This window comes from Bradyrhizobium sp. Bra64, assembly GCF_024519875.1.
Classification (GTDB): domain Bacteria; phylum Pseudomonadota; class Alphaproteobacteria; order Rhizobiales; family Xanthobacteraceae; genus Bradyrhizobium; species Bradyrhizobium japonicum_G.
The window spans coordinates 726,454-749,283 of the sequence record NZ_JALJRD010000002.1; the positions used below are offsets into that span (position 1 = coordinate 726,454).

Annotated in this window: 22 protein-coding genes; 7 read left to right on the forward strand and 15 right to left on the reverse strand. The window is 64.6% G+C overall.

All coding sequences use genetic code 11. The annotated features are described in order from the left end of the window. Positions 1-16: 16 nt before the first annotated feature. The 9 genes from NR187_RS10860 to NR187_RS10900 all read right to left on the reverse strand — a co-directional run bounded on the left by NR187_RS10860 (position 17) and on the right by NR187_RS10900 (position 9,561). Complete coding sequence (locus NR187_RS10860) at positions 17-880, reverse strand: sugar phosphate isomerase/epimerase (RefSeq protein ID WP_256806438.1); 864 nt, start codon at positions 878-880, stop codon at positions 17-19. Beyond that, positions 880-2,070: a dihydrodipicolinate synthase family protein gene (locus NR187_RS10865; protein ID WP_211382707.1), complete on the reverse strand. Its 1,191-nt coding sequence runs from the start codon at positions 2,068-2,070 to the stop codon at positions 880-882. The genes NR187_RS10860 and NR187_RS10865 overlap by 1 nt, the downstream gene beginning before the upstream one ends. A gap of 10 nt (positions 2,071-2,080) precedes the next feature. Then, complete coding sequence (locus NR187_RS10870) at positions 2,081-3,232, reverse strand: Gfo/Idh/MocA family protein (RefSeq protein WP_211382706.1); 1,152 nt, start codon at positions 3,230-3,232, stop codon at positions 2,081-2,083. Next, positions 3,229-4,626 carry a hypothetical protein gene (locus NR187_RS10875; RefSeq protein ID WP_256806439.1) on the reverse strand — a complete coding sequence of 466 codons (1,398 nt, stop codon included), beginning with the start codon at positions 4,624-4,626 and terminating at the stop codon, positions 3,229-3,231. Before NR187_RS10875 ends, NR187_RS10870 begins: the two co-directional genes overlap by 4 nt. 202 nt (positions 4,627-4,828) lie before the next feature. Next, positions 4,829-5,677 (reverse strand): ABC transporter ATP-binding protein, encoded by an 849-nt coding sequence (locus tag NR187_RS10880; protein ID WP_256806440.1) that lies wholly within the window; start codon positions 5,675-5,677, stop codon positions 4,829-4,831. Continuing rightward, a complete protein-coding gene (locus NR187_RS10885) occupies positions 5,674-6,666 on the reverse strand; it encodes an ABC transporter substrate-binding protein (protein WP_211382703.1) in 993 nt (330 codons plus the stop codon). Before NR187_RS10885 ends, NR187_RS10880 begins: the two co-directional genes overlap by 4 nt. Before the next feature lie 84 nt (positions 6,667-6,750). Beyond that, positions 6,751-7,560 (reverse strand): ABC transporter permease, encoded by an 810-nt coding sequence (locus NR187_RS10890; protein WP_211382702.1) that lies wholly within the window; start codon positions 7,558-7,560, stop codon positions 6,751-6,753. A 286-nt stretch (positions 7,561-7,846) separates the two neighbouring features. Beyond that, the gene (locus NR187_RS10895; RefSeq protein WP_211383526.1) at positions 7,847-8,554 is read right to left on the reverse strand and encodes a TetR/AcrR family transcriptional regulator; all 708 of its coding nucleotides are present in this window, start codon (positions 8,552-8,554) and stop codon (positions 7,847-7,849) included. Between the two features lie 158 nt (positions 8,555-8,712). After that, complete coding sequence (locus NR187_RS10900; RefSeq protein ID WP_211382701.1) at positions 8,713-9,561, reverse strand: VOC family protein; 849 nt, start codon at positions 9,559-9,561, stop codon at positions 8,713-8,715. Between the two features lie 210 nt (positions 9,562-9,771). Between NR187_RS10900 and NR187_RS10905 the strand changes: the two genes are divergently transcribed. Then, positions 9,772-10,665, forward strand: a complete 894-nt coding sequence (locus NR187_RS10905; RefSeq protein WP_211382700.1) for a sugar kinase — start codon at positions 9,772-9,774, stop codon at positions 10,663-10,665. Positions 10,666-10,683: 18 nt separating this feature from the next. Beyond that, a complete protein-coding gene (gene rbsK, locus NR187_RS10910) occupies positions 10,684-11,601 on the forward strand; it encodes a ribokinase (RefSeq protein ID WP_256806441.1) in 918 nt (305 codons plus the stop codon). Here rbsK and NR187_RS10915 read toward each other — a convergent pair whose 3' ends face one another. Further along, complete coding sequence (locus NR187_RS10915) at positions 11,602-12,822, reverse strand: NAD(P)/FAD-dependent oxidoreductase (RefSeq protein WP_256806442.1); 1,221 nt, start codon at positions 12,820-12,822, stop codon at positions 11,602-11,604. A gap of 239 nt (positions 12,823-13,061) precedes the next feature. Between NR187_RS10915 and NR187_RS10920 the strand changes: the two genes are divergently transcribed. Continuing rightward, complete coding sequence (locus NR187_RS10920; RefSeq protein ID WP_211382697.1) at positions 13,062-13,856, forward strand: enoyl-CoA hydratase/isomerase family protein; 795 nt, start codon at positions 13,062-13,064, stop codon at positions 13,854-13,856. 4 nt (positions 13,857-13,860) lie between these two features. On the opposite strand, the gene NR187_RS10925 is transcribed toward NR187_RS10920, so the two are convergent. From NR187_RS10925 to NR187_RS10940, 4 genes are all read right to left on the reverse strand, one after another. Beyond that, positions 13,861-15,201 (reverse strand): TRAP transporter large permease, encoded by a 1,341-nt coding sequence (locus tag NR187_RS10925; protein ID WP_211382696.1) that lies wholly within the window; start codon positions 15,199-15,201, stop codon positions 13,861-13,863. Further along, positions 15,198-15,776: a TRAP transporter small permease gene (locus tag NR187_RS10930; protein ID WP_211382695.1), complete on the reverse strand. Its 579-nt coding sequence runs from the start codon at positions 15,774-15,776 to the stop codon at positions 15,198-15,200. Before NR187_RS10930 ends, NR187_RS10925 begins: the two co-directional genes overlap by 4 nt. Before the next feature lie 188 nt (positions 15,777-15,964). Then, positions 15,965-16,960, reverse strand: a complete 996-nt coding sequence (locus tag NR187_RS10935; RefSeq protein ID WP_211382694.1) for a TRAP transporter substrate-binding protein — start codon at positions 16,958-16,960, stop codon at positions 15,965-15,967. Positions 16,961-17,016: 56 nt separating this feature from the next. Further along, entirely contained in the window at positions 17,017-18,735 is a 1,719-nt protein-coding gene (locus NR187_RS10940; protein WP_211382693.1) for an IlvD/Edd family dehydratase, read from the reverse strand. A 173-nt stretch (positions 18,736-18,908) separates the two neighbouring features. Here NR187_RS10940 and NR187_RS10945 point away from each other — a divergent pair, with 173 nt between their 5' ends. The 3 genes from NR187_RS10945 to NR187_RS10955 all read left to right on the forward strand — a co-directional run bounded on the left by NR187_RS10945 (position 18,909) and on the right by NR187_RS10955 (position 20,672). Continuing rightward, positions 18,909-19,589 (forward strand): GntR family transcriptional regulator, encoded by a 681-nt coding sequence (locus tag NR187_RS10945; protein WP_211382692.1) that lies wholly within the window; start codon positions 18,909-18,911, stop codon positions 19,587-19,589. A 44-nt stretch (positions 19,590-19,633) separates the two neighbouring features. Next, on the forward strand, positions 19,634-19,948 hold the full coding sequence (locus NR187_RS10950; RefSeq protein ID WP_211382691.1) for a hypothetical protein: 315 nt from the start codon (positions 19,634-19,636) through the stop codon (positions 19,946-19,948). A gap of 307 nt (positions 19,949-20,255) precedes the next feature. Beyond that, positions 20,256-20,672 carry a DUF1236 domain-containing protein gene (locus NR187_RS10955; protein ID WP_211382690.1) on the forward strand — a complete coding sequence of 139 codons (417 nt, stop codon included), beginning with the start codon at positions 20,256-20,258 and terminating at the stop codon, positions 20,670-20,672. A 66-nt stretch (positions 20,673-20,738) separates the two neighbouring features. On the opposite strand, the gene NR187_RS10960 is transcribed toward NR187_RS10955, so the two are convergent. After that, positions 20,739-21,152: a hypothetical protein gene (locus tag NR187_RS10960; protein WP_256806445.1), complete on the reverse strand. Its 414-nt coding sequence runs from the start codon at positions 21,150-21,152 to the stop codon at positions 20,739-20,741. Between the two features lie 300 nt (positions 21,153-21,452). Here NR187_RS10960 and NR187_RS10965 point away from each other — a divergent pair, with 300 nt between their 5' ends. Continuing rightward, positions 21,453-22,724: an MFS transporter gene (locus tag NR187_RS10965; RefSeq protein WP_256806447.1), complete on the forward strand. Its 1,272-nt coding sequence runs from the start codon at positions 21,453-21,455 to the stop codon at positions 22,722-22,724. Positions 22,725-22,830 lie beyond the last annotated feature (106 nt).

The window sequence follows — 22,830 nt, forward strand, 5'->3', positions numbered from 1 at the left end:
TGGATACCGGGGAAGGCTAAACGACCGTTTTGTGCCGTTCGATGCAGGTGCGCAGCACTTCATCCATCGGCTTGCCCCACCAGTCGTTGGAGAAAATCTCGATCTCCGAAAAGCCGGCAAAACCCTGCGCCTCGACCGCGGCGCGCACCGATTTGATGTCGATGACGCCGTCGCCCATCATGCCGCGGTCGTTGAGGATGTCCCTGGTCGGCACCAGCCAGTCGCAGACATGGAACGCGAGCAGGCGGTTCTTGCCGGCGCGCGCGATCTGACCCATCAGCTCCGGATCCCACCAGATGTGATAGACGTCGAGCGCGACGCCGAGCATGCCACTGCGGCCAGGGTCGAGCCGGTCGCAGATGTCGAGCGCCTGCTTTGTCGTGTTCACGCAGGCGCGGTCGGCCGCATAGGCGGGATGCAGCGGCTCGATCGCCAGCGGCAGTTTTGCTTGCCTCGCGTAGTCTAGCATCTCGGCCAAGGCATCCTCGACCTGCCCGCGCGCCGCCACGATATCTTTCGAAACCTCGCTGCCCGGCCGCGAATATTGCGGCAGGCCGCCGACGACGAGCACGATGCAGGGTGCACCCATGGCCTTGGCTTCATCGACACAGCGCCGGTTGTCGTCGCGCACCTCGCCCCGGCGCGACGCGTCGGAGGTGAACATGCCGCCGCGGCAATAGCCCGACAGTTCGAGGCCGGCCTCGCGCACCGCGCGCGCGGCGCGATCGAGACCGACGGCTGCGACCTGGTCGCGCCAGGGATCGATGGCGCGGATGCCGTGCTTTGCACAGGCATCGATGATCTGAACGAGGTCACCCTGCTTGCGGACCGTCGCCGTGTTCAGCGACAGCCAGCGATGGTCGGACGAGAAATCACGCATCAGGATTCGATTCCGTGCGTTGAGAGCACCGCCTTCATCCGCCGCGTCGCCAGCTCCGGATTGGCAAGCAGCCCGGCCTTGTCGGCCAGCCGGAACAGCTCGGCCAGATGCAGCGTCGAGCGCGTGCTCTCCTGCCCGCCGACCATGGTGAAGTGGTCCTGATGGCCGTTGAGATAGGCCATGAACACCACGCCTGTCTTGTAGAAGCGTGTCGGCGCCCTGAAGATGTGGCGCGACAACGGCACCGTCGGCCCCAGCACGTCGTGGAAGCCGGCTTCGTCACCCGCCGCAAGCCGCGACAGGGCGTAGGAGGCCGCCGGTGCGATCGCATCGAAAATGCCGAGCAGCGCATGGGAAAAGCCCTGCTCGTCGCCGGCGATCAGCTCCGCATAGTTGAAGTCGTCGCCGGTATACATCTTGATGCGCTTGTCGAGGCGACGGCGCATGTCGATCTCGCGCTGCTTGTCGAGCAGCGAGACCTTGACGCCATCGACCTTGGCGGCGTTGTTGTTGATGATGGCCACGGCGGTGTCCATCGCCCCGTCGAGATCCTTGGTGCCCCAATATCCCGTCAGCGCCGGATCGAACATGTCGCCGAGCCAGTGGATGATCACGGGCTCGCGAACCTGCGACAGCACCCGGTCATAGACTCTTGCATAATCGTCGGCGTTGCGGCCGAGCTTGGCCAGCGCGCGCGACGCCATCAGGATGATGCGGCCGCCGACCTTCTCGACCGCCGAAATCTGCTCCTCATAGGCGCGGATCACGTCGTCGAGACTCTTGGCATCCTCGACCGCGAGATGATCGGTGCCGGCGCCGGAGAACACCATCGCGTTGCGCCGCTTCGCGGCGGACACCGAGCGCGTGATCAGCTCCAGCGAGGTCGGCCAGTCCAGCCCCATGCCCCGCTGCGCGGTGTCCATGGCTTCGGCGACGCCAAGCCCGAGGTCCCAGACGTGCTCGCGGAAGGCGATGGTCTTGTCCCAGTCGACCGCGGCGGAGAGCCAGGGATCGTTGTCGGCGAAGGGATCGGTCACGGTATGGACGGCCGAGAACGCGATGCGGTTCAGCGGGCCCTCGAGCTTGGCCGGAAACGTTCGCGACGCCGCGAGCCGGTAGGTCTCGATCGAGCGATCGGCCTTCGGCAGCTTCAGCGATAGGGACGACATTGGCAGGACGGGCTTGTTCATGTCTGCCTCCTCAGACCTTGATCGGGGCGACGTCGATCCAGCGCCGCTCCTTCCAGCTCTTCAGCGCGCATTCGGCGAGCTGTACGCCCTTGACGCCTTCGAGCAGCGTGAACTTGTAGGGCGCATCCTCGTAGACGTGGCGGATGAACATCTCCCACTGCTCCTTGAAGCCGTTGTCGTAGGTGACGTTGTCGGGCAGCTTCTGCCAGTCGCCGTAGAAATCGTGCAACCGTTTCTCGTCGGGATTCCACACCGGCCTCGGGGTCGCCTGCCGCGCCTGAATCATGCAATCGGAGAGACCCGCGACCGCGGAGCCGAGCGTGCCGTCGACCTGGAAGGTGACGAGGTCGTCACGATAGACGCGCGTCACCCAGGACATGTTGATATGGGCGATGACGCCGCCCTCGAGCTGGAAGGTTGCATAGGCGGAATCGTCTGCCGTCGCCTTGTACTTCTTGCCCTGCTCGTCGTAGCGCTCGGGAATGTCGGTATTGCCGATGCAGACCACGCTCTGGACATTGCCGAAGAGGTTGTCGAGCACGTAGCGCCAGTGACAGACCATATCCAGAATGATGCCGCCACCGTCCTCGTCGCGATAATTCCAGGACGGCCGCTGCGCCTCCTGCCAGCCGCCTTCGAACACCCAATAGCCGAACTCGCCGCGCACCGAGAGGATGCGGCCGAAGAAGCCGGAATCGCGCAGGAAGGCGATCTTCTTCAGGCCGGGCAGGAACAGCTTGTCCTGAACCGTGCCGTGCTTGACGCCCTTGGCGTTGGCAAGCTTGACGACCTCGAGCGCCTCCTCGAAGTTCGTCGCAATCGGCTTCTCGCAATAGACGTGCTTGCCGGCATTGATGGCCTGGGTCAACAGGCCGGGCCGGGCCTGCGTGGTCGCGGCGTCGAAGAACATGGTATCGTTCTTGTCGGCGAGCGCGGCGTCGAGGTCGGTGGTCCAGCGCGTGATGTTGTAGCGCTTGGCAAGCGCCTCGACCTTCTCGGCGCTGCGGCCGACCAGGATCGGATCGGGCATGATGCGGTCGCCGTTCTTCAAGCGGACGCCGCCCTGCTCACGGATCGCGACGATCGAGCGGATCAGATGCTGGTTGAGCCCCATGCGGCCGGTGACGCCGTTCATGATGAGGCCGAGGCGTTGGGTGGTCATGCCAATTGCTCCTGAAGTGATGTTGGCTGTTCGAGCGGGCGGAGCGCCGGCCAGTCCGGATCGACCGACGTCGCAAACCCCGCAGCGTGAAGCGATCCCGTCAGGAGATCGCCGTCGTGGATGGAGAGCCGGATGCCCTGCCCGGCATCGGCGTAGAGATCGGGATGTGCGGCCGCGAAGGCCTGCGCTTCGGCGGCGGGCGCCTCGCCAAAGCCATCGACATAGTGATGGCCGTTGCGTTCGGCATGGGTGACGCCGATCAGAGCGCCAAGCGCGAGATCCTGCTGGACGGCAAGGCCGGGCTGACAGGTCAGGTCCTCGCTGGTTACGAAGAACCTCTCTCCGCCCTCACTCCACTTCGCCGCGCGCGTTGCGTTGACGATGGACTTGTAAAGGCCCTTGCAGGATTTCGAGGAGATGCCGTGATAGCCGAGGGCCCTCGCCGCCGGGAAGGCGTCATAGGAATCATCCGCCTCGTCGATGATGAAGCCGCGTGCAGCCAGCGAGCCGAGCGGCGACTGCCGGGTGATGTCGCGCGGCATCGGCTGTTCGACATAGAGCAGGCGCGAGGCGATCGGCCGCAATGCGGCGTCATGATCGAGGCGATTGACCAGGGCATGCAGTGCGTCGAGATCGGCGTACTGCTCGTTCGCGTCGAGCGTCACCTTATAGTCATGACCAAGCGCCTCGAGCTCCGTGCCGATGCGTGCCAGCCGCGTCGCATCGGCCGATGGGTCACCCGACAGCTTCAGCTTGAAGTACCTCGCGCCGGCGTTCTCATGGACATCGGCAACGCCGCCCTTGCCTTCGACGATGTCGTCGAGGCCGACGGTATGCCTGATAGCAACGCGCGGCAGCGGCTTCCGGGCGGAGAGAAACGTCGTAACATCCGTTTCCTTCAGGTCTGGCGAAAGCCGCGCATCGATGCCGGCAATGTTGCCGGCCATGCCGTCGAAAAAGCTGGTCTCGGCGGCCCGGAGCAGCGCATCGAGGATCGCCTTGTCGATTTCCGCGGGGCCATAAGCCGCCGCGAGCGCCGGAATGTTCTTCTTCGCACAAGTCGCGACCTGGGCGCCGAGGCACGCGGCATGCAGATCGAACGCGGTCTGAAATCCAGTGCGCGCCAGATAAAGACCGCGTGCGATCTGAAGCGAGCGCCGCAGGCCGTCGACCGTCTGCGCCGGCGACAGCTCCGGCCGCTTGTCGAACCATTTTGGCACCAGCAGTTCGGCGCTGGCGCCGACCGCACTGCCCCTGCCCTCCACCTCGATCTCGACCCGCACGAACAGCTGCGGCGTCGCGTTGATGGTGATGGCGCCAAAGCGGAACGGCCGCGCGAAATGCACGGGTCGTTCGAAGAAGGCGATGCCTCGCAGCTTCAGGCGGGGGGCCATGGTGTTACCTGGCTCCCGAGATGTGACTCAGGTGGCAGTGCACCTCTCCCGCTTGCGGGAGAGGTCGGCGCGCAGCGCCGGGTGAGGGCTTTCTTCCCTTGGGGGTTCTCGCGAGTGGAGACACCCTCTCCCCAGCCCTCCCCCGCAGGCGGGGGAGGGAGCGCACCGCGCATATGGCCCGTTCAGAGAACACCATAACCACCTAGTCCAATGCACCCTGTGAAAAGAAGTGCTTGCGGATGCGTTGCACGAGCTCGGTAAACACCGGATCGGCCATCACGTCGAGCGAGCGCGGGCGCGGCAGCGGCACGTCGTAGATCGCGGCGACCGCGCCGGGCCGTTCGGTCATGACCAGCACGCGGTCGGCGAGGAACACGGCCTCGGGAATCGAATGCGTAATCAGCAGCACGGTCTTCTTCGTCTCGCGCTGGATCCGCATCAGCTCGACATTCATGCGCTCGCGCGTCAGCGCATCGAGCGCGCCGAACGGCTCGTCCATCAGCATGATCCTGGGATCATGCACCAGGGCGCGGCAGATCGAGGCGCGCTGCTGCATGCCGCCGGAGAGCTGCCAGGGCAGCTTCTTCTCGAAGCCTTCCAGCCCGACCAGCTTCAACAGCGCCTTGGCGCGGTCGAGATATGTCTGCCGCGGCAGCCGCTTCATGTCGATCGGCAGCATCACGTTGGACAGGATGTTGCGCCATGGCAGCAACAGCGCGTTCTGGAAGACGATGCCGACATTGCCGTGCGGCGCCGTCACCTTCTCGCCCTCGACCAGGATCTCGCCCGCCGTCGGCGGCAGCAATCCCGAGATCAGCTTGAGCAGCGTGGACTTGCCGCAGCCGGACGGGCCGACCACGACGAAGAACTCGCCGTCGTTGATGTGGAAGTCGAGCGGCCGCAGCGACGGCACATCGCCGTCGCGCGTCCGGTAGGTCTTCGACACGCCTGATAGCCTGATGCCCGACGCATCGCCGGCAGCCCGGTCGCTCACCAGTCTCAGATGCGCGGCCGGCTGCACGGTGTCACTCGATATAGTCGCTGGTTTCACGAGCCGCTCTTCGGCAGATAGTCGTTGGTGTAGAAGGCTTTCGGGTTCTCCTTGGCCTTGGCATCGAGCCCGCCATATTCGACCATGAGGTTGACCGTATCAGTCATGTTCTGGTCGGTGACCTGGAATGGCCGCTTGCTCTTGGTCTCGGGGGTCCGGTAGAGCGGAACGGTCAGCTCAAAGCCCTGCGTCAGGGTATCGATCTTGCCGCCCTTGGGGTTGGCATCGAGGATCGACTGCGCCGCCGCCTTCGGCTCCTTCTCGGCGGCCTCGACCGCCTTGGTCGTCGCCGACATGAAGCGGCGGACGAGGTCGGCATTGGCCTTCACGTAGTCGGAGTTGGCGATGATGCCCGAGGAGACCATGTTGATGCCGTAGTCGGCGAACTTGATCGGATAGACATCCTTGCCGGTGGCGTCCTTGATCTTCATCGACTGGTCCATGACGTAGCCGAGCAGAAGATCGGCCTGGCCGTTGATGACCGCGTTGAGCTTGGTCTGGCCGTCGCCGGCGACCGTCTGGAAGTCGCTTTCCTTGAGGCCGGTCTTCTTCAGGAACAGCGGCCAGATCTGGGTCATGGAGTCGGCCGGCGTGATCGCCACCGTCTTGCCCTTGATGTCTTCGGGCTTCCTGATGTTCTTGTCGACGAAGCCCATCGCGGACATCGGGCTGGTCTGGAGCAGCACACCGGTCGAGACCACAGGTGCGCCCTTGATCGCGGCGCGCATCATGGTGGGCACGTCGACATAGCCGAAGTCGGCGGTCTTGGCGGCGACCGCCTGCGTGGTCGCAGCGGAGCCGCGGCCTTCCTGTATCTCGAGATCGATGCCTTCGGCTGCGTAAATGCCCTTGGCCTTGCCGTAATAGAACGGCGCGTGCTCGCCATAGACGTACCAGTTCAGCATCAGCACGACCTTGTCGGCCGCTTGCGCCGGCATGGCCGCGAACACCATCAGCGCCGCAGAGACAGCTCCTATCCACCGCTTCATCGTCACTCTCCCTTGTCGTTGTTGCTTATGTGCTGTTACTTATGTTCTGTTGCTTGGGCCGTTGCTGGCCGCTCGTTGCTTTAATTATGCTGCGAAAATCACGTCCTCGCGCTGGCTGACATGCCAGGGAATGACCAGCTTCTCGATCCGGTCCACGATCCAGAACAGCATCACGCCGAGCAGCGCCAGGATCACGAGCGCTGCAAACATGGTCGGAAGGTCGAAGGTTCCGATCGAGCGTTGCATCACATAACCGATGCCGGAATTGGAGCCGACGAACTCGCCGACGACGGCGCCGACCACGGCCAGCGTCACCGATACTTTGAGGCCGGAGAAGATCGCCGGCAGCGCATGCGGCAGGTTCACGGCACAAAACACCTGGAAACGGCTGCCCTGCATGGCGCGGGCGAGATCGACCATATCGGGATCGACAGATTTGAAGCCCTGGACGGCGGAAACCACCACCGGGAAGAAGCCGAGCAGGAACGCCGAGATCACTTTCGGAATGATGCCGAAGCCGAACCACACCACAAACAGCGGCGCGATCGCGATCTTCGGCACGGACTGCGAGAACACCAGCAGCGGATAGACGTAGCTCTCCACCGTCTTCGACCCCGCGATCAGCATCGCGACCGGAATGCCGAACAGCGCCGACAGCAGGAAGCCGCAGACGGTCGCATAGGTCGTCGGCCAGGATTGCCGCAGCAGTTCCGGCCAGTCGGTGCGCAGCACCGCAAGGACATCGCCCGGCGACGGGATCTGGTAGGCGGGGATCCTGAACAGCCGGATCGCCAGGTCCCAGGCGACGACGATGAAGACGAGGAACAAGAACGGCCGAACCCAGGCCGCATTCAGCATCTTGGACACCGCACTTTGCGGCTTCAACTCAGCCACGTCTCACTCCCGGCATTCTTGTTCGTTCTGGGGAGAAATTAACCCGTTGGATAAATACTGTCCAGCCCTTTCCCTGTGACGTTTGCGCCGGGGTTCCGGGATTCGGAGGATGCGTTGGTGGCGCCGCATCCTCGGTGTCATTCCCCGCGAAGGCGCAATCCAGGACGCCGCGGCCTATCCGTATTCCTTCACCGTGTCTGGAATACTGGATCGCCCGCTTTCGCGGGCGCGGTGAGAGATTGGTGAGGCGGGAGCGTACCCGTTGGGCGGCGCGCGAATTGCGCCGCTAAACCGTCTGCGCCACCGTCGCGCGCTTTTTCGGCGCTTTCACCACGTCGAACAGCGCGGTCGACTGCCCCGTCAGCGCCGCCAGCACGAGGCCGACCATGTGGGCGAGCCGCTCGTCCTTGGCTTTCTTGTCCAGCAGATCGCGGCCGAAGATCACGCTCAGCGTCGCCGAGTTCGACAGATAGAAGAAGCAAAGTCCCGCGATCGAGATGTAGAGCTGTACCGGATCGACCGCGACCTGGAAGTCGCCGCTGTCGACGCCGCGCCGCACCACGGTGCGGATCATCTCGACGAAGGGCGAGTGCATCGACTTGACCTTGGTCGAGCGCTTCAGGTGCTTTGCGCGCGCGAGGTTCTCGGTCTGCAGCAGCGACAGGAACTCGGGATTGCGCAGGAAGTAATTCCAGGTGAACTCGATCAGGCGCCGGATCGCCTCGGGCGGATCGAGATGCTCGAGATCGAGCCCCCTTTCCTCGCTGCGGATCTTGTCATAGGCGCCTTCGAGCACCGTGAGATAGAGCTCGTCCTTGTTGCCGACGTGATAGTAGAGCATGCGCTTGTTGGCGCCGGCCTTGGCCGCGATCCGGTCGACGCGGGCGCCGGCGAGCCCGTGAGCCGAGAATTCCTGCTTGGCGGCTTCGAGAATGCGCAGCCGCATCCCCTCGGGATCGCGCTGCCATTTCAGAGTTCGCTTTGCCTTCGCTATCGCCAAACCGGTCGCTCGCTGGGTGCTGTCAGGATGCCGTGTAACACGCGCGCGCCGTCATTGCGAGGTGCCCTTGCGACGAAGCAATTCAGACTGTCTCCGGTGAGGGATGCTGGATTGCTTCGCTACGCTCGCAATGACGAGCGGAGAGACCGGCCTCAATCCACCGGCTTCGGCGAGCGCTCCAGCAGCACGGTCTGGATGCCGCAGGTGCCGCTCCGCACCGTCATCACCCGCGTGCCCGGCTTGCGGCCGTTGCGGACCTCGGTGACGTCGAGGCCGCCGGCGATCAGTCGGGCGCGCGTGGCGTCGATGTCGGCCACCCGCCAGCTCAGGCCCCAGAGACGGTCGCGCGTGAGGTCGCCGCCCGCGACGGGGCGGCGCACCACCTCGACGACGAGATCGCCGCAGCGGAAGAACATCAGCTGGCCCCAGTCCTGATGCGAGCGGTCGAGCGCCAGATCAAGCCCGAGCCGCGCGCCGTAGAGCGCGGCGGCACGCTCGGAATCCTCGGTGGTGATCACGACGTGGTCGAGCGCGTCGATCGGCGCGATGTCGGTCGCGGGCGAGAGTGGGCGCTCGTCGGCAAGTTCGAGGAAGAACATGCGCAACCCGCGCGTCAACTCGGTGGCCGCGCGCGTCCGTTTCCAGTGCAGGACCGCGCCGCTCTCCGCGTCGCCGCTTTCGACCTCAGCCACCGGATCCGGTTTGAGCGCCACCCGCTCCAGCCGCCGGTGCATCCTGCTCATGTCCGCGACACGAAAGCACAGGCTCGCGAGCATGCCTTCCTGGTCGTCCAGCAGCGCGCGCATGCGGTCGGCGATGACGCTGGAGCCGCTCGGCGCCATCAATTCGATCGTCATGTTGGCAAGGGTGAACAGCACCCGGTCGGCGCCCTCGCCCGAATTCTGCCAGGCCGGCGCCCGTCCGAGCAGCGTCTGATAGGCCGCCCTGGCCGCACCGATGTCCCTGACCAGAGCGACGACGTGATCGAGACCGGTGATCATCTTTCCCCCCGTTGATCGACCCGGAACCATGGACCGAAAGACGGCGTTTGCCCGGGCTTGGCATTGCCCTGTCATGGTCGTATTCCGGCCCCATGCCGACCTCAAGCGCTTCGGGCGGCGGTTTTGCGAATAATTTCAGCGGCCCCTCGGCGGAACCGGTGTTACAGTAAGCGCGCCGGCCGGGACCACAAAGCGCATCACGGACAAGCAATGCAGGCTCTCTTCATCGGACAGACCTATATCGACGTCGTCTTCATTACCGACCACATGCCGACCGGCGACGAGAAGCACGTGGCGACCGACTACGCGGTCTCTTTCGGCGGCAATGCGGTCACGGCGGCGTTCTGCTGCGCCAAGCTCGGCATCGTGCCCGATCTCATCGCCACCGCGGCCAACGACTGGCTCGGCCGCATGTTCATGGACATGTGCGCAAAGTACGGAATCTCGCTGCATGGGCGGAAGGTCAACCAGTCCTCGCTCTCCTTCATCATGCCCAAGGACGGCAAGCGGGCCATCGTCCGCTGCCGCGACGACGATCACATCCACCCATTCCCGATGCTCAATCTCGGCGGCTGCCGCGTGCTGCATGTCGACGGCCATCAGCCGGATGCCGCGCTCCACTACGCAAAAGTCTGCCGCGAGGCCGGCATCCTGACCTCGCTCGACGGCGGCGGCCTGCGCACCAACACGCACGAGCTGCTCGAATTCATCGACGTCGCCATCGTCGCCGAGCGCCTGTGCGAGCAGATGGACCTGACGCCGGAGAAGATGCTCGACTACCTCAAGAGCCGCGGCTGCAAGATCGGCGGCATCACCATGGGCGAGAAGGGCCTGCTCTGGTACAACGAGACAGGCGCGGTCGAGGTCATGCCGGCGATGCCGATCCCGCGCGAGCGCGTGATCGACACCAACGGCGCCGGCGACGTCTTCCACGGCGCCTATGTCTATTCCTACCTTGCCCATCCCGGCAAAAGCTGGCGCGAACATTTCGATTTTGCCCGCGCCGCCTCCACCTTCAAGATCCAGCGCCTCGGCAACGAGGCCGGCCTGCCGACGCTTGTCGACATCGCCAAGGTCCGGCACGAGTTCGAAATCAGGGTTTAGGGTTCGCTGAGGTCTCGCATGGGGCGCGTCTTCGTCGCCGGCAGCATCAACATGGATGTGGTGGCGACGGCCGATCGCCACCCCAGGGTGGGCGAGACCGTCGCCGGCAAGCAGGTGTTGTATTTCCCGGGCGGCAAGGGCGCGAACCAGGCCGTGGCGGCGGCGCGGCTCGGTGCCGGCACCACGCTGATCGGACGGCTGGGCCAGGATTCGTTCGGCGCCGAGCTGAGGACATTTCTCGGCGACCAGGGCATCGACCTCGGCTATCTCCAGCAGACCCCCCAGGCCCACACCGGCACTGCGATCATCACGGTGGCGGAGGCGGACAACACCATCGTCGTCATCCCCGGCGCCAATTCGCTGCTCAGCGCCGAGGATGTCCGTGTCGTGCCGCTCGTGCAGGGCGACGTCGCCGTCAGCCAGTTCGAGATTCCCCTGCCCACGATCGCCGCGTTCTTCCATCGGGCGCGCGAGGCCGGTGCGATCACGCTGCTCAACCCGGCCCCGGCGCAGAAAATGTCGAGCGAATTGCTCGCGCTCGTCGACATCCTCGTGCTGAACGAGACCGAGCTCGGCTTCTTCGCCGGCGCCGAGCTCTCCGAGAGCGACGAGGCCGCGCGGATCATCGCCGTGGCGCGGCAGCTTCAGGCACGAGATGACCAGACCATCTGCGTCACCCTCGGCAAGCGCGGCCTGCTCGCGCTCGCTGGACGCGATGAGCTTGCGGTGCCCGGCCGCGTGGTGAAGGCGGTCGACACGACGGGCGCCGGCGATTGCTTCGTGGGCGCGCTTGCCGCACAACTGGCCGATGGCGCGCCGCTGCGCGCGGCACTCGCCTATGCCAACATCGCTGCCTCGATCAGTGTGCAGCGCATGGGCGCCGGGCCGTCGATGCCGACGGCTGCGGAAGTGGCGGCGGTGCTCAGCGCCGGCTGATCACGCCAGCGCGCTCTTCAGATCGAAACTTTCGTCGGCGGCCTGCGCCGGCGTGATCGAGCGGTCCATGCCGAGCAACCTGCGGCCGAACATGTGATCGCCGGCGCGGTTGATCGATTCGATGCCGAGCAGATTGTCGCCCTTGTAGCAGAACGCGGAGAACGCCTTGTTCGCAGGGCTGCCGCGCAGCACGACGCGGTCGTAGCCGGTGGTGAGGCCGGCGATCTGGAGCTTGTCCTCGCCCTGGTCGCTCCAGAACCAGGGATGGCTGTCATAGGCCTTGCGGTCGCCGGTCAGCCGCGCCGAGAGGCAGCGGGCGTGGTCGGTGGCGTTCTGCACCGATTCCAGCCGCAGCGATCCGCCGAAGCGCGGGCTGGCGAACAACGCGCAATCGCCGATCGCCGAGATGTCGGGATCGGCCGTCGCAAGAAATTCGTCGACGATGATGCCGGCGGCAACGGGAAGCCCCGCCTCCGCCGCGAGCTCGATATTGGGCAGCACGCCGACGCCGACCACGACGAGATCGGCGGGCAGATGCCTTCCGTCGCTCAAGGAAACACCGGTGACCTTGCCACCGTCGGCCTCGATGGAAGTTGCCTGCACGCCGAGATGAATGCGGATGCCGGCGTCGCGATGCCGTTGCTGGAAGTATTCCGAGACCTCGGCCGTCACCGCGCGCGCCATCACGCGCGGGGCGAGCTCGAGCACGTCGACCTCGAGGCCCTTGATGCGGGCGGTGGCCGCGAATTCCAGCCCGATGAAGCCGGCGCCGATGACCACGACGCGGGTCTTCGACGGAATGATGCTTCGCAGCGCCTCGCTCTCGTCGAGGATGCGCAGGTATTTCACGTCGGGAAGGTTCGCGTTGGGCAGATCGAGCAGCCGGTTGCGCGCGCCCGTCGCCAGCACGAGATGGCCGTAGGGCAGCGTCTTGCCCGAAGCGAGCAGGACCTTGCGTCCCGCGCGGTCGATCGACACCGCGCGGTCCGCGATCAGCTCGATGGTCTGGTCATGGTAGAATTTCTCCGGCCGGAACATCAGGCTCTCCGGCCCGGCCGAGCCCTTGATATAGGCCTTGGACAGCGGCGGCCGCTGATAGGGCAGATGCGCCTCGTCATTGATCAGGCAGATGGGAGCGGAAAATCCCGCCTGGCGCAGGGATGCCGCGACCTGGTAGCCGCCATGGCCGGCCCCGACGATGATCACCGGACCATCAGTCATTGGAACAGCCCATTTCCGGAGACACGAGCGTCACCCATGTCGTCTCCTCTCTCGCTGATTTTGGCTTTGCTTGCCCAGGAGGAGCCGGCGCTCGTGTCCGTCCCTCAACGAAGGCAGTGCATTTGACCCTATCGTTCCGGCCGACGCAAGAGCCTCCGCCGGCCGCTCGCGCCGGGGATTGTCACCCCTCGCCTTCTGCGATTTAGTTGCAGAAATGACCTCCTGCCGGGGATTTTCCAATGACCGCTCCCGTCTCCCGACCCGATGATCCCGCCCTGCTGCGGATCGACGGCCCGATCGCGACCATCACGCTGAACCGGCCCGCCGCGTTCAATTCAATCAACCTTGCAATCGCGCAAAAGCTCGAGCAGCTTGCGGCCTATCTCGAGGGCGCCGACGACATCAAGGTGGTGGTGATCGAGGGCGAAGGCCGCGCCTTCTCGGCCGGCGGCGATCTGCAGACCATCGGGGCCGCCGCCGAGGCGGGCACGGTGACGCCTGTCGTCGGCGAGCTCCTGAAGCACTACCACGCCTTCATCGAGATGATCCGGCGCATGCCGAAGATTTCGCTGTCGAGCGTGCACGGCTCGGCCGCCGGCGCCGGCATGGGCCTCGCCTTCGTCACCGATCTCTGCATCGCCGCCGACGACGCCAAGTTCACGCCGGCCTATGCCAAGATCGGGGTGTCGCCGGACGGCGGCTCGACGGTCGGCATGGTCGGCACGGTCGGCTCCCGCCGCGCGCTGCAGATCTTCCTGTCCGAGGACAATTTCACCGCGCAGCAGGCCCTCGAATGGGGCCTCGTCGCCAAGACCGTTCCGGCGACCGAGCTGAAGGCGGCGACGCGGCAGCTCGCCGAGCGGCTGGCACAGAATCCGCTCGCCGCGATCGCCGGGACCAAATCGCTGGTCTATCAGGCCGCCACCACGCCGGTGAAGCAGCAGCTCGACGCCGAGGAGCACAGGATCATCATGGCGATGAACACGGACGAGTTTCGCGTCGCCGTGAAGAAGTTCACGAGCAAGGGCAAGTAGCCCTTCACCGCGGACAGATGTACCCCGTGCCCGCCGGCGACTTGAAGCAGCCGACCGATTCGGGGAGCACCTGCCGCGGCAGCCACAGCACCACGCTCGGGAAGTAGATCGCGAACGCGATGGTCGCGAAGAACACGAGGTAGATCGGCAGTGCCGCGCGGAGCGCTTTTGCGAAACTGACGCCGACGAATTTCGACGCCATCAGCAGCACCAGGCCATAAGGCGGCGTGATCAGGCCGAAGGCGAGCGTGGCGATCAGCACCACGCCCATATGCACGCCGTTGATGTCGCCGGCTTCCGTCAGCGTGTTGACCAGCGGCATGAAGATGATGATGGTCGGGACCGGTTCGATGAAATCGCCGACCACCGTGAACAGCAGCACCATCAGCAGCATGATCAGATGCGGATCGTTGCCGGCGATAGAGGTGATGACGTCGGCGATGTAGCTCGCACCGCGTAAGTAAGCGAGCATCCAGCCGAACGCATTGGCAGCGCCGATCGTGATCAGCGGCAGCGAGAAGATCAGCCCGGCAAGGCAGAAATCATACGGGATCTTGCTGATGTGCCCGCGGTTGAGCGCGGGGATCACGACCAAGACGATCCAGGCCACGGCGACGACACCGGCTTCCGTCGGCGTGAACCAGCCGGTCAGGATGCCGCCCAGCAGGATCACCGGGATCATCAGCGGCAACGCCGCATCGCCGGCCGCGAACACCACCTGCCGCAGCGGCGCGCGCGGCTTGCGCAGGCCGGAGGGGCCGAAGAAATAGCAGTAGATCATCAGGCCGAAGCCGATCATCAGGCCCGGCACGACGCCTGCCATGAACAGGCCGGCGATCGAGACGTTGCCCACCGCGCCATAGACCACGGCGGTGATGCTCGGCGGCACCAGCGCCGCGATGGTCGAGGCCGAGGCGATGATGGCGGCGATAAAGGCGGGCTCGTAGCCTTCGCGCTTCATCGGGCCGCCCAGCGCACGGCTCATCACCGCGACGTCGGCGGTGGTCGAGCCCGACATCTCCGAGAAGAACATGCTGAAGACGACCACGACCTGGGACAGCCCGCCCCTGATGTGCCCGACCAGCGACACCGACAGGTTGGCTATTCGCACCACCACGTTGGCCGAGCTCATGAGCTCGCCGACCAGCAGGAAGAACGGGATCGCGAGCAGCGCCTCGGAATCGACGCCGTCGAATATCTTCTGGATGATCGCGGCGAGCGAAACGTCCGACAGGATCGCGCCGATGAAGACGCCGGCCATCAGCGAGAACGGCACCGGCACGCCGAGATAGCCGAACGACAGGAAGCAGATCGTCATCAAGGCCAGGACGATGGGTGCACTCACGGCTGTGCCCTCATCTGCGCGTCGGTGATGACGGGTGCGCCGTCCTCCTCCGGCGGCTCGGAATGGTCAAAGCCGTTGCGCAGGCCGTTGACGAGCTGCTCGATGGTGAACAGGCCGATCAAGACGCCCGATAGCGGGATGATCGCATAGAGCGAGGCAATCGGCGTGCCCGACGGCAGGCGAAAGCTGCCGAAACCGCGGAGATAGTTCTGATAGCCGTACCAGATCAGGCAGAAGGCGACGCCGAGCACGACGAGGCGGATGATCACTTCGACGATCAGCCGCGGCGTGCCGTGCATCGCCTCGGAGATCGCGGTGAGATAGAGATGGTCGTTACGCCGCGTCGCTGCCGCCGTGCCGACGAAGATCGCGTAGATGAACAGGGTCGACGTCACCTCCTGAAGCCACAGCCAGGGATGACCAATCGTGCGGGTGACGATGTCGGCGGTCACCGACAGCGAGAAGCCGAAGCAGAGCACGCCGCAGAGGATCATCAGCACGAGCTCGAGCCAGTCAAGCCAGCGCCATTTGAGGTGGCGCTGGCGCTGAACGAGCAGCTTGTCGGCGATGGCCATCTACTTCCTCGTCGTCCCGGAGCTATCGCCTGCGACAGCTGGGAAGCTGCCGATCGTGCTCGGCCTCGATGGTTCGAGACGCCGGCTTCAGCCGGCTCCTCACCATGAGGGTCTGATATCTCGCCGCGAAACGCGACCTCACCCTGAGGGCCCGCCGCAGGCGGGCGTCTCGAAGGATGGCCGCCGACCTAATTGATCGACCGGATCAGATCCTTGATCTTCTCGGCGTGCGGGCCGAGTTCCTTGGCGAGCTTGTCGAGATAGGGATCGGCGATCGCCGCGAAGCTCTTCTTGTCGACGTTGTCGACGATCTTGACGCCCATCTTCTTCAGCTTGTCGGCCGCGGTGCGTTCGAGGTCGAATGCCTTCTGCGGCTCCTTGGTGCTGATCTCGTTGGCCGCGGTCTGCACCCACCCCTTCTGCTCGGCCGACAGGCTCTGCCAGAGCTTGTCGGAGATGAACACCAGCGCGTTGTTGGCCTCATGCTCGGTGATGTTCAGGACCGGGGCGACCTCGTAGTGCTTGTTGACGAGGTACACGTTGATGCTGTTCTCGGCGACGTCGACCACGCCGGTCTGCAAGCTCGTGTAGACGCTGCCGAACGGCATGTGCACGGTCTGGGCGCCGTAGGCCGGGAACATGGTGTCCTCGGTCGCGGTCGCCTGCACGCGAATCTTCAGGCCCTTGATGTCGCCGACATTGTGGATCTCCTTCTTGGAGTACATGTGGCGCACGCCCTGCGAGCCGGTCGCGATCACATGCAGGCCCTGCGTGGTCTCGTCGATCATGGTCTTGAGCGCCTCGAACACGCGGGGATCCGCCAGCCCCTTGACCACGTGGTTCTCGTCCCGGAATAGATAGTGCAGCGACATCACGCCGGCTTGCGGCGAGATCGTCGCGGTGTTGGCCGATGAGATGATCGAGAACTCGACATCTCCGGCTTTCACGAGCTGGAGCACCTGCGGCTCCTGCCCGAGCTGCGCGCCCGGATACTGGTCGATGATCATGGTGCCCTTGCTCAATTCCTTGAGCTTGTCGGCAAAGAGGTCGCCCGCGATGGAATAGCCGGTGTTGCGCGGCTGGTCGTAGGCGAAGCGATAATGCTTCACCTCCTGTGCCCCGGCCCCGGTGACGAACAGCATGGCGGCCATGGCCACCAACCCACGCATGGATCGTGCAATCATCGTTTCCCCCTGTGTTATCGCCCGCCGCTTGTGCGGTCTGGGCGTTCGTTGCTCGGTCAGCCTGTCTCGGTCTTCTTCCCAGTCCTCTGCATGAAATCGAAGTCGCAGCCCTCGTCGGCCTGCATGATGGTCTCGTTGAACAGCCAGGCGTAGCCGCGCCGCGCTTCGTCCGGCGCAGCCGCGGGCTTCAATGCGCCGCGACGCCGTTCCAGCTCCGCGGTGTCGACCAGCAGCTCGATGCTTCGCTTGGCAACGTCGAGGCGGATCATGTCGCCGTTCTTCACCAGGGCCAGCGGTCCGCCGACGGCGGATTCCGGCGTGATGTGAAGCACGATGGTCCCGAACGCGGTGCCGCTCATGCGCGCATCCGAAATGCGCACCATGTCCTTGGTGCCGCCGCGCGCGAGCTTCTTCGGAATCGGCAGATAGCCCGCCTCCGGCATGCCGGGCGCGCCCTTCGGGCCGGCATTGCGCAGCACCAGCACGTCGTCGGCGGTGACGTCGAGATCGGGATCATCCACGCGAAGCGTCATGTCCTCGACGGACTCGAACACCACCGCGCGCCCGGTGTGCTGCAACAGTTTAGCGCTCGCGGCCGATTGCTTGATCACCGCGCCGCGCGGCGCGAGATTGCCGTGCAGGACGGCGAGCCCGCCCTCCTTCTTGATCGGATTGTCGCGCGGGCGGATCGCGTCCTGGCCGGGCACGTCTTCCGCATTCGCAACGATGTCGCGCAGCGTCTGGCCGCTGATGGTCCCGGCATCGAGATCGACGAGGTCGCCGAGCTGCGCCAGTAACTTCGGCACGCCGCCGGCGTGATGGAAATGCTCCATGTAATGCTCGCCGGACGGCTTGAGATCGACCAGCACCGGCACTTCGCGGCCGATCTGGTCGAACACCGCGAGATCGAGCCGGTGCGGCGAGCGATGCGCCATCGCGGTCAGATGAATCAGGCCGTTGGTCGAGCCGCCGATCGCCTGGAGCACCACTTGCGCATTTTTAAAAGACGCCGGCGTGAGCACCTCGCTCGGCTTCGGGCCCTTGGTCTTGGCCATCTCCGCGGCCACCCTGCCGCTGGCCTCCGCAAGACGGAAGCGCTCGGCATGCGGCGCCGGAATCGTCGCGCTCATCGGCAGCGACAGGCCCATGGCTTCGATCATGCAGGCCATAGTGGAGGCCGTGCCCATCACCATGCAGGTGCCGACCGATGGCGCGAGACGGCCGTTGACCGCCTCGATCTCCGCATCGTCCATCTCGCCGGCGCGATATTTTCCCCAGAGCCGGCGGCAATCTGTGCAGGCCCCCAACACCTCGCCCTTGTGATGGCCGACCACCATGGGGCCTACGGGAATGACCACGGTCGGCAAATCGGCACTGATCGCGGCCATCACCTGCGCGGGAAGAGTCTTGTCGCAGCCGCCGATCACGATCACCGAATCCATCGGCTGGGCCCGGATCATCTCCTCGGTGTCCATCGCCATCAGATTGCGCAAATACATCGAGGTCGGATGCGCAAAGCTCTCGGCGATCGAGATGGTCGGAAACACGAACGGCATCGCGCCGGACAGCATCACACCGCGCTTGGCGGCCTCGATGATCTGCGGGACGTTGCCGTGGCAGGGATTGTAGTCGCTGTAGGTGTTGGTGATGCCGACGATCGGGCGCTCAAGCGCGTCGTCGGAATAGCCCATGGCCTTGATGAACGCCTTGCGCAGGAACAGCGAGAAGCCGGCATCGCCGTAGCTCGTCAGACCCTTGCGCAAGCCACTCGTCATCATGCCACTCCAATCACCATGCCATTGTCGTACAGTCTGCTCCCCGATTGTCAATAAGATAGGCGTCCAACCGGCAATTTCTGCATTGCCGCACCGCCAAAGGAACAGATTATTGACAATCCTGGCCTTCCCTGCTCCACAGGAGGCACCGGCGCGGAGCCGGAGGCTGAGGGATGCCCGACATTCACACCGCAGACGCCATGACGGTCCGGCGCGACGATCCGGACGACGTGGTCGCGCGGCTCGAGGAGGACATCATCTTCGGCCGCCTCGCGCCCGGCGCGCGCCTGACCGAGGACGCGCTGATGTCGGCTTACGGCACTTCGCGCCACTTCGTGCGCCAGGCGCTGGTGGATGCCGAGCGGCGCGGCATCGTCCGCCGCGAGAAGAATGTCGGAGCCACCGTGCGGTTCTACTCGGCCGAGGAGGTCGGGCAGATCTACGAGGTCCGGGAGATGCTGACCCGGCAGGCCGCGCTGATGATCCCCCTGCCCGCACAGCAAGGCCTGATCGACGAGCTCTCTGCCTTGCAGCGGCAATATTGCGCGAGAGCCGACGTGCAGGACCTGCGCGGCATCCACGAGGCCAACGACGCTTTCCACCTCGCCCTCTTTTCAGCCTGCGGCAATCCCTATCTGGTGCGCTCGCTGCAGGACTACATGAACCTGACGCTGCCGATGCGCGCGAAAAATCTCGCCGACCGCGACGGCCTCGCGCAGTCACGGCGCCAGCACGAGCTTATGATCGAGCTGTTGAAAGGCCGTGACAGCTGGGCGCTGGCCCAGCTCTGCGTCGATCACATGCAGTTCAGCAAGAAGGATTATCTGGCAAGGATTGCGGGGGAGGAGAGCTGACACCAGAGCAAGGTGACACTACGGCCGCACACTGGAATAATTCGATGCCAGACCCAGAACTTATCAAACGCTGGAAGACTACCGAGACGCTGCTTGAGCGCGCGCGGCGCGCCCTGCCTGAGACCATCCCGCAGCACGAGCAAGAGCGCGTAGCACTCATGGCTCAATACCAAGCATTCCTCGATCACAACGAACTGGAGCTGGCGCTCGACATTTTGGAACAACTTGGCCACCTCACCTCAGCCAAAGGCGGATTTTGGCGTGATCTGGAGCGAGCCGCTGAAAACATGGCGCTAGCAGAACGATTGCATGCTCTTCGAAAGGCGTTTGCCGACACGCCAGTCAAGCCGCAGGGATGATCAACAAAAACTCCCGGATGACCGGCTCGCCACGCAAACAATGCGCTTTGACCACTATGCCGCAATATCGCGGTCCGATGACGATCCGCCATTTCGGCCGGCGATCGGGCTGCGTGCTTGACATCCCTCGCGGCAGGCGAGCCCGTAGCAAGGTTGGTGCAGCGTACGCGGTAAAGCGCGCTGGATTGCTTGCAATTGCAGGCCGTACGAGCCCATTCCGGCGATAACGCCCGCAGTCCACATTGCTGGGGAACCTATGGTCGGCTTGGTGCTTGTCTTGCACCAATCCCCCACCATAGGAGCTGCCATGATTTGCCGTTTTGTCGGAGCCGCCGCTGTTGCCGTCGCCGTCCTGCTTCCCGTAACGACCCAGGCCCAGGGCGTACCCGGAGGTGTCGAACGCGGTGCGCGGGATGGCGAGCGAGCGGCAGGCCCGGTTGGGGCGGTTGTGGGTGGCGTGGTCGGCGGCGTCGTTGGCGGCGTGGCAGGAGTCCTTGGTGTCGATCAGCGTCCTCGCTTTCACTCCTACGTCGTCGAACAGCGACGCCCTTCCTATCAGTATCGCGAGGACGTGAGAGTCGGGGCGGTTCTTCCTGAAGAGGGCGTGACCTATTACGAGGTGCCGGCCGAGTACGGCGCCCGCGAGTATCGTTATACGGTGGTGAACGGTCGCACCGTGCTGGTCGAACCGCGAACACACCGGATCGTCGAGATCGTCGAATAACAACCAAGGGCCGTCTTTCGAGACGGCCCTTTCGTTTGCGGATATCTAAATCCCTCAAGTCCCGGTTCAGTACCGCCTCAGTAGACCGCGATCCACGCTGGCATCGCCGTAAGCGGCGCAAGCCCTTGTCGGGGTCTTGATCAAATCCGCCCGCACGCGCTTGAACGCCTTGCCGGCCGCCTCGGACACCTCGGGGCGGAATTTGCCCGGATCATAGCTCTCGCCATCGCGGGCCTTGATGGCCGCAGCATAGGCGTCGATCATGGCCATCGCGGCCTCGGGGCCGCCGAGAAGCCGGGCGCCGAGTTGAACGCTGCCCGCGCCATTGACCTCGTAGCCGACGCATCGTTGTTCGAGCACCGCGGACGCGGTGACGAGCTGGTCGAGAAACGTCGCCTCGGCGTCGCTGAGCGTTGCGGCTCGCGACGATCCTGACACGATCATCGCGAGCAGTACGACGGCTGAAAATTTGATTTTCATTGTCGTGACCCTCGCTGCCGCCGTTGAACCGCGATCGAGGCACCGGTTGCCGAATCGCGATCGCACAGATCGAGACCCAGATGCCGAGAGCAAGGTTGACCTGGATCAATGGGCGGGACGGCCAAAACCGGAGCTCGGCCCTTGCACGCGCTCGTTCTCTATGAGCTGAGGCAGCGCGTCGAGATCGGTATCAAAATTGGTTGTCAAGCCATCGAAATCGCGCGCGGCCGGAAATAGATAGGGACCGGCGCCCGACCCCGAATCGCAAATCCTCCCCTCCTTCCTCCCGAATGAATTGGCATGACCGAACAAACCCTGACCGAGCCGATCGACCAGCGGCAAGAGCTGTCCCGCGGCTTTACGCGCTACCGGTCGATCCTCGTCGCGCTGCTGGCGCTGGTCCAGTTCACGATCATCATCGATTTCATGATCATGTCGCCGCTCGGCGCCATCATGATGCCGGCGCTCGCTATTTCGGCCGCACAGTTCGGAGTGGCCGTCTCGGCCTACGCATTCAGCGCGGGAGTTTCCGGCATCCTGGCGGCCGGCTTTGCCGACCGGTTCGACCGCAAATGGCTGCTGTTGTTTTTCTACGCCGGCTTCACCCTTGGAACGGCGCTGTGCGCGATGGCGCCCAATTATCACGTGCTGCTGTTCGGGCGAATCGTCACCGGCCTGTTCGGCGGCGTGATCGGCTCGGTCGTGCTCGCCATCGTGACCGATCTGTTTGCGCTGCAATTGCGCGGCCGCGTCATGGGTTTCGTGCAAACCGCCTTCGCCGCAAGCCAGGTGCTGGGCATCCCGGCCGGTCTTTTCCTCGCCAACCAGTGGAACTGGCAAGTCGCGTTCGGCGCACTGGTCGGCCTGTCGGTGATCGGGATGGCCGCCGTGATGTTCCTGATGAAGCCGGTGAACGGCCATCTCGCGCTGAAGCAGGACAGAAATCCGTTCCGGCATCTGATCGCAACACTCGCGCAGCCACGCTATTGGATGGCGTTTTCGGTGACGACGCTGCTGGCGACCGGCGGCTACATGCTGATGCCATTCGGCAGCGCCTACACCGTGCACAACCTCGGCATCGATATCGTGCATCTGCCGACGATCTATCTCGTCTCCGGACTGTTCAGCATTTTCATCGGCCCGCTGGTGGGACGCGCGAGCGATGCCTTCGGCAAATACCCCACCTTCGTCTTCGGCAGCGCGATGTCCATCGTCATGGTGCTGATCTACACCCATCTCGGCGAGGTGAGCCTGACGGTCGCGATCCTGGTCAACGTCCTGATGTTCGTCGGCATCTTTTCCCGCATGATCCCGTCGCAGGCGTTGATTTCCGCAATCCCCGAGCCGGCGCAACGCGGCTCCTTCAGCGCGGTCGGCGCCTCGCTGCAACAGCTCTCCGGCGGGCTCGGCTCCGTGCTCGCCGCCGCGCTCATTGCGCAGGAGGCCGACGGTACGCTGCGGCACTTCGACCGGCTGGGATACGTCGTCGTGACGACGGCGGTGATTTCCCTGATCCTGATGTATTTCGTGCAGCGGCCGATTGCGGCCCAGGCCGGCAAACGCGTGGTTTAGGGCGCCGGGCCTCTTTCGCCTCTCACCGTCCCCGCGGAGACAGCCCCTCACCCCACTCTCTCCCCGTAAGAACGGGGGGAGGGAGCGCGGCGGCAGCTCAGCTATC